The sequence below is a fragment of the Erythrobacter sp. HI0063 genome (assembly GCF_001635685.1).
Taxonomy (GTDB): Bacteria; Pseudomonadota; Alphaproteobacteria; order Sphingomonadales; family Sphingomonadaceae; genus Qipengyuania.
The window spans coordinates 21,972-28,563 of the sequence record NZ_LWFF01000059.1 but is presented as its reverse complement, the minus strand read 5'-3'; the positions used below and the strand labels follow the sequence as shown (position 1 = coordinate 28,563).

At 65.0% G+C, this 6,592-nt stretch carries 7 protein-coding genes; 6 read left to right on the top strand and 1 reads right to left on the bottom strand.

The features are described 5' to 3' along the window. Positions 1-123: 123 nt before the first annotated feature. The gene (locus A3736_RS02485; protein ID WP_067678751.1) at positions 124-1,218 is read right to left on the bottom strand and encodes a mechanosensitive ion channel family protein; all 1,095 of its coding nucleotides are present in this window, start codon (positions 1,216-1,218) and stop codon (positions 124-126) included. A 190-nt stretch (positions 1,219-1,408) separates the two neighbouring features. On the opposite strand from A3736_RS02485, the gene gorA reads away from it, so the two are divergent. The 6 genes from gorA (at position 1,409) to A3736_RS02455 (ending at position 6,588) form a co-directional block, all read left to right on the top strand. Then, positions 1,409-2,776: a glutathione-disulfide reductase gene (gene gorA / locus A3736_RS02480; protein ID WP_067678748.1), complete on the top strand. Its 1,368-nt coding sequence runs from the start codon at positions 1,409-1,411 to the stop codon at positions 2,774-2,776. 98 nt (positions 2,777-2,874) lie between these two features. Next, complete coding sequence (locus A3736_RS02475; protein WP_067678745.1) at positions 2,875-3,429, top strand: TspO/MBR family protein; 555 nt, start codon at positions 2,875-2,877, stop codon at positions 3,427-3,429. 43 nt (positions 3,430-3,472) lie between these two features. Then, entirely contained in the window at positions 3,473-3,718 is a 246-nt protein-coding gene (locus A3736_RS02470) for an accessory factor UbiK family protein (protein WP_067678742.1), read from the top strand. Positions 3,719-3,744: 26 nt separating this feature from the next. Then, positions 3,745-4,353, top strand: coding sequence for a DNA repair protein RecO (locus A3736_RS02465; RefSeq protein ID WP_067678739.1), 609 nt, complete (start codon positions 3,745-3,747; stop codon positions 4,351-4,353). Beyond that, positions 4,350-5,417, top strand: coding sequence for a 3-isopropylmalate dehydrogenase (leuB, locus tag A3736_RS02460; protein ID WP_067678736.1), 1,068 nt, complete (start codon positions 4,350-4,352; stop codon positions 5,415-5,417). The genes A3736_RS02465 and leuB overlap by 4 nt, the downstream gene beginning before the upstream one ends. A gap of 31 nt (positions 5,418-5,448) precedes the next feature. Continuing rightward, a complete protein-coding gene (locus A3736_RS02455) occupies positions 5,449-6,588 on the top strand; it encodes a glycosyltransferase family 2 protein (RefSeq protein ID WP_233999185.1) in 1,140 nt (379 codons plus the stop codon). Positions 6,589-6,592: the final 4 nt, after the last annotated feature.

The following is a 6,592-nucleotide window of genomic DNA, read 5'->3' as shown; positions in this document are numbered from 1 at the left end:
CGCAAGGGCCGGCCCCAAGGTTCGGGCGGTCAGGGCCAAGGGTCCGGCCAGTCCGGCGGCAACCGCAACCGGCGCCGCCGGAGCGGTGGTGGCGGTGGCGGCGGCGCCCCGCGCGGCTGATCTTCAGCGGGGCGCTTCGGCGTCCCGCTCTTCAGGCTCCGGCGAGACGATCCGCAGCTTGGCGAAGGCTTCGGGCTGGTTGTCGGCAAGGAATTCCAGCATTCCTTCGCGAATATCGCAGCGCAGGTCGAACAGGGTGGGCGAATCCTTCGCGCTCATCAGCAGGCGGACCTCGATCGCGTCACGCTTGGTTTCGGTCACCTGCGTCACCTGCACGCGCTGATCCCAGCGCGGATTGGCGCGCACCTGCCGTTCGAATTCCGCGCGAATCGGCCCGATCCGGGTCGTGGGATCGAGATAGAGGAACACTGTGCCGAGAAGCTGCGAGGTCTTCTTTGTCCAGTTCTGGAACGCGCCTTCGAGGAAATGGGTGGTCGGCACGATCAACCGCCGCTCGTCCCAGATCTTCACCACCACGTAGGTCGTGCGGATATCCTCGATCCAGCCCCATTCGCCTTCGATGATGACGACATCGTCGATATTGATCGGTTCGGTCAGCGCCATCTGGACGCCAGCGATCAGGTTCTTGAGCGCTGGCTGGGCGGCGGCACCGACGGCGAGGCCCGCCAGACCCGCCGAGGCCACCAGCGTCAGCCCGACATCGCGCACGCCGGGAATCGACAGCAGCACCAGACCCACCGTCACGAACACGATCAGGAAGGTGGCGATGCGGTTCAGCATGGTCAGCTTGGTACGGCGGCGGCGCGCGGCGAGATTGTCCGCCACGGTGATATCGGCGCGCAGCTTCATCGCCTCCACCAGCGCATGGAGGATCGAAAGCGCGATCCAGCCGACCAGCGCGGGCATCACGAACCCGGCGACCTTCTGCCAGACGGTGTCGAAAACGGGGATTTCCCGCGCCGTCATCACCAAGGCCAGCGCGATCAGCGCATAGCGGGTCGGACGGGCGAGACGGCGCACCAGCACATCGTCCGCTTCGCTGTGCGATCGACGCGCCAACCTGCGCAGAACGGTAAAGGCGATCCAGTGCACGGCCAGCGCGGTAAGGATCGCGATGGTGGCATAGGCGACGAGGTTCCAGGGATAGGGCAGCAGCCCGGCGGTCTGGACAACGCGATCGGTAATGGGGTCTTTCATGCTGTCTCCCGTTCGGAACGACGTGATCGGTACAGCATCCCTCCCAAGGGACGCGCTTTCAATAGCTGAGCGCGGCGCGGGGTTCCCGCCCGGTTCGCGCCAAACTTCGATGGCCCTCGCGGTTGGCAATCGCGCCACCGGCCTCCATATCGCCCGCTCATACTCTTTCTCCCCCCGATTGGAGCGCCCGATGGCCGCGAACAGCGAGACGAACGAATACGATTACGACCTCTTCACCATCGGTGCCGGATCAGGGGGCGTGCGCGCCAGCCGCGTGTCCGCCGCGCACGGTGCCAAGGTCGCGATCGCCGAAGAGCATCGGGTGGGCGGAACTTGCGTGATCCGGGGCTGCGTGCCCAAGAAGATGCTCGTCTACGGCGCGCATTTCGCCGAGGATCTGGAAGATTGCCAGCGGTTCGGCTGGGAGATCGGCGAGCGCAAGTTCGACTGGAAGACCCTGCGCGACAATGTTCTCGACGATGTGACCCGGATCGAGGGGGCCTATACCGACACGCTCGAAAATCACGACGTTACGATCTTCAAGGAACGCGCCGAGATCACCGGCCCGCACGAGATCACGCTGGCAAGCGGCAAGACCGTGACGGCCAAACATATCCTGATCGCCACCGGCGCGCATCCGCGCATGCCCGAATGCCAGGGTGCCGAACACGCGATCAGCTCGAACGAGGCGTTCCACCTCGACGAATTGCCGAAGAAGATCATCATCGCGGGCGGGGGCTATATCGCCAACGAATTCGCAGGCATTTTCAACGAGTTCGGCTGCGACGTTCACATCGTCAATCGCGGCGAGGTGCTGCTGCGCCAATATGACGAGGCGGTGCGCGATCGTCTGTTGCAGATCAGCACGATGAAGGGGATCAAGTTCCGCTTCAACACCACCTTCGAATATATCAAGCCGTGCGACGAGGGTGGCTATTTCGTCAAATTGTCGGATTGCGACGAGGAGAAGGCCGATCTCGTGATGTTCGCGGTCGGCCGCGTGCCGAACACCAAGGGGCTCGGCCTGGAAAATGCAGGCGTCGAGCTTGGCGAGGCGGGCGAAATCAAGGTCGATCGCTTCAGCAAGACCAATGTCGATCACATCTATGCCGTGGGCGACGTGACTGACCGCGTTCAGCTGACGCCTGTCGCCATCCGCGAAGGCCAGGCCTTTGCCGACACCGTGTTCGGCAAGGGCGATCCGGTGGCCGTGGACCACAGCTGCATTCCCAGCGCCGTCTTCAGCCACCCGCCGATCGCGGCAGTCGGCATGACCGAGGGCGAAGCGAAGAACAAGCTCGGCAGCGTGAAGGTCTATCTCAGCGATTTCCGCCCGATGAAGAACGTGCTGGCAGGCCGTAACGAACGCAGCCTGATCAAGATGATCTGCGATGGAGAGAACGGCAAGATCGTGGGCATCCACATGATCGCGCCCGAAGCGCCCGAGATGATGCAGGCCGCCGCCATCGCGGTGAAGGCAGGGCTCACCAAGGCCGATTTCGACGCGACCGTGGCGATCCATCCGACCATGGCGGAAGAAATCGTGCTGATGCGGTAATTGCCGGTCCGATGTAGCGGGTCTGCGATTGGCAAGCGATGCGCGACCCGTCACAAGCGGGCGGTGTCGCGAATCGGTATCGGGGGACGAGAACCGTAATGACCATGCTTGCCTCGCGCGGACAATTGCGCGCCAGTTTCATTCGCTGGGCGCTGTTTACCGTGCCGCTTATCGTGTTGCTGGGTTTCCTCGCCGGTCAGGCTGGCGGGCCGGATTCCCTGTGGTTCCAGACGCTCGACAAGCCTGCGATCTATCCGCCCCCGGCCACGTTCGGGATCGTGTGGTCGATCCTCTATGTCATGGTCGGCCTGGCGCTGGCGCTAATCTGCGCGGCGTGGGGCGCGCGCGGACGCACGCTCGCGCTGGTCGTGTTCGCGGTGCATTTCCTCTGCAATCTCGCCTGGACGCCGGTTTTCTTCGGAATGCAGGAGATGACCGGCGGGCTCGTGGTGCTGGGCCTCGTGATCGCAACGTTGATCGCCACCATCGTGCTGTTCTGGAAGATCCGCGTTCTGGCGGGCGTTCTGTTGTTGCCTTATCTCGCCTGGGTGCTGTTCGCCTTCGTGCTGAACTGGCAGTTTCTTCAGCTCAATCCCGATCTCGACGGCGGCCTTCCCGATGCTCCGGTAGAGCGGATGCGGATCGGCACCTGAATCGGCAATTGAAGCCGGGCCGCGCTGCGCCTAGATAGGCGTCATGCAGAGCCAGAACCCGCTGATCGCCGATTTCGTCAAGCTCGCCAATTCGGCGGCCGGAACCTTTGCCGGAATGACCCGCGAGGCGCGCGAGACTGCGCGCGAGCGCGCGCGCGAAGCGTTCGGCGGCATGGATTTCGTGACGCGCGAGGAATTCGACGCGGTCAAGGCGATGGCCGCCAAGGCGCGCGAACAGGCCGACGATCTCGCCGCGCGCGTCGCAGCCCTGGAAGCCAAGTCTTCGTGACTTTCGCCCCGGACTAGGGGCTGCCCATGCACCTGTCCGCCCCCGCTATCGTGATCGCTGCGCGCCCGCATGGCGAGACGGCGGTGATCGCGCGACTGTTCACGCACGAAGCTGGCGTGGTTGCGGCCTATGTGGCGGGCGGACGCGGGCGTCAGCTGCGCCCGGTGGTGATACCCGGCAATATCGTCGCGGCGGAAATCCGCGCCAAATCCGACAGCCAATTGCCGTTCGCGCGGCTGGAACTTTCCGTCAGCCGCGGCCCGTGGTTGAGCGAGCCGCTGCCATCCGCCGCCATCGCCTGGGCCTGTGCGGTGACGGCCGCGACCCTGCCCGAACGCAATCCCTATCCCGCACTCCACGCCGCGCTCGGCGCGCTGCTCGATGCGGTCTGCCATGCCCCGTCGGCGCGCGGCTGGGTCGAAGCGCTGATCGGATACGAGACCCTGCTGCTGCGCGAAGCGGGCTATGGCGGAAGCGCCACGACCCGGCCCGAGATAGCCGATCTAGGCCGGGGCCTCGAAATTCTCGACCGGCTGGAGGGCCCGATCGCGACCTATCTGATTGCCGACATGCGCGCCGATGTTATGGCCGCCCGCAGACAATTGCGCGACCGGTTGGCGAGGATTTTGGCATGAAGATCGCAGTTTTGCCCGGCGACGGGATCGGCCCCGAAGTGACCGCAGCGGCGCTGCGCGTGCTCGACACGCTGGCGCTGCCCGGCCTGGTATTGTTCGATGGCGATGTGGGCGGCATCGCCTATAAGCGCCACGGCCATCCGCTTCCGCCCGAAACGCTGGAGATGGCGCGCGCCGCCGATGCGGTTCTGTTCGGCGCGGTCGGCGATCCGGATTGCGACGATCTGCCGCGCGAACACCGCCCGGAACAGGCGATCCTGGGCCTGCGCGCCGAACTCGGCCTGTTCGCCAATCTGCGCCCGGCGGCGGGCTGGCCGGGGCTGGAGGATCTGTCGCCTCTGAAGCCGCAGCTCGCGCGCGGGATCGATCTGCTGGTGGTCCGCGAGTTGAACGGCGATGTCTATTTCGGCGCCAAGGGCGAGCGCGACAGCGATGGCGGGCGCGAAGGGTGGGATTCCATGTCCTATAACGAGGCCGAAGTGCGCCGCATCGCCCATACCGGCTTTCGTGCCGCGCAGTCGCGCCGCAAGCGCCTGACCAGCGTGGATAAGGCCAACGTGCTCGAAACCAGCCGCATCTGGCGCGAAACGGTGATCGATGTCGCGCGCGACTATCCCGATGTCACGCTCGACCACATGTATGTCGACAATGCCGCGATGCAGCTCGTCAAGAGCCCCGGCCGGTTCGACGTGATCCTGACCGGAAACCTGTTCGGCGATATCCTGTCCGATCAGGCGAGCGCCTGCGTCGGTTCGATCGGGCTCCTGCCCAGCGCCTCCCTCGGCGAACGCACGACAGAACACGGCACGTTCGGCCTGTATGAGCCCATCCATGGCAGCGCGCCGGACATTGCTGGTGAGGGCAAGTCCAACCCGCTCGCCGCGATCCTCAGCCTCGCCATGCTGCTGCGCCATTCGCTGGGGCGCGAGGCGGATGCGGGCCGGGTGGAGCGTGCGGTGGCGCAAGTGCTGAAGGACGGCGTGCACGGAGCGGATCTGGGCGGCACTGCCTCGACCGAAGCGATCTGCTATGCCGTTATTAGGGCGCTGGAAACCATATCTTGAGAATTGCGGCTTAGGCGAACATGGCATGGACATGACGCCTTCGATCCTTTCCGAAGAGACGATAGTGAGCCAATCGGTGGCAACGCCGCTCGAACTCGCCATCGTGCTGCCGACATTCAACGAACGCGACAATCTCGCGCCCCTGATGGACCGGATCGCGGACGCGCTCGGCCCGGTGGGCTGGGAAGTCGTGGTGGTGGACGACCACTCTTCCGACGGCACGTCCGACGAGGCGCGCCGCCTGGCCCTGTCCGACCCGCGCATTCGCGTGATCGAACGGATCGGCAGGCGCGGCCTGTCGAGCGCGGCGATCGAAGGTTTCTGCGCCACCGCCGCACCCTATGCCGCGGTGATGGACGCCGATCACCAGCACGATCCCAAGCTGCTCGTGCCGATGCTGGCCGCGGTCAAGGCGGGCGAGGCCGATGTCGCCGTCGCCAGCCGCTTCGCCGAAGGGGCCAGCATGGCCGAATGGAACCGCCCGGACCGCGAAAAGCTGTCGGGTGTGGCCAACACGCTGGCCCGCAAGCTGACGGGCGTGGATCTCAGCGATCCGATGAGCGGGTATTTCCTGCTCGAAGCCGCCACTGCCCGCAAACTCGCGCCGAAACTGTCGGCGATCGGCTTCAAGATATTGCTCGACCTGCTCGCCACCAGCGAAGAGGCTCTGCGCGTCAAGGATTTCCCGATGAACTTTTCCGCCCGCCGCTCCGGCGAAAGCAAGCTCGATCGCGCGATCGCGTTCGATTTCCTCGCCGGGCTTTACGATAAGAGCTTCGGACGCGTGATACCTACCCGGTTTGCCCTGTTCGGAACGGTCGGCCTGATCGGCGTGGTCGTCCACATGGCTCTGCTGTATCTGTTCCTCGCTGCGGGCACCCAGTTCAGCATCGGCCAGGCCGTGGCGACGTTCGGCGCGATGACGTTCAATTTCTGGCTCAACAATTTCCTGACCTATCGCGACCGGCGCCTGACCGAATCGAAGGCAGTGTTCTGGGGCTGGGTCAGCTTCATCGCCGCCTGTTCGATCGGCGCCTTCGCGAATGTCGCGGTGGCGACCACGCTGCACGATCGCGGACTTCACGAAATCGCGGCCGCTTTGGTCGGGATCGGGATCGGGTCGGTCTGGAATTATGCCCTGTCGAGCCGCTTCGTCTGGGGCCGCTTCTAAGCGT

Coding starts and splice junctions, on each gene's coding strand:
- A3736_RS02465 (WP_067678739.1), top strand. CDS start 3,745: ATGCACCTGTCCGCCCCCGCTATCGTGATCGCTGCGCGCCCGCATGGC.
- A3736_RS02470 (WP_067678742.1), top strand. CDS start 3,473: ATGCAGAGCCAGAACCCGCTGATCGCCGATTTCGTCAAGCTCGCCAAT.
- A3736_RS02485 (WP_067678751.1), bottom strand. CDS start 1,218: ATGAAAGACCCCATTACCGATCGCGTTGTCCAGACCGCCGGGCTGCTG.
- gorA (WP_067678748.1), top strand. CDS start 1,409: ATGGCCGCGAACAGCGAGACGAACGAATACGATTACGACCTCTTCACC.
- A3736_RS02455 (WP_233999185.1), top strand. CDS start 5,449: ATGACGCCTTCGATCCTTTCCGAAGAGACGATAGTGAGCCAATCGGTG.
- leuB (WP_067678736.1), top strand. CDS start 4,350: ATGAAGATCGCAGTTTTGCCCGGCGACGGGATCGGCCCCGAAGTGACC.
- A3736_RS02475 (WP_067678745.1), top strand. CDS start 2,875: ATGACCATGCTTGCCTCGCGCGGACAATTGCGCGCCAGTTTCATTCGC.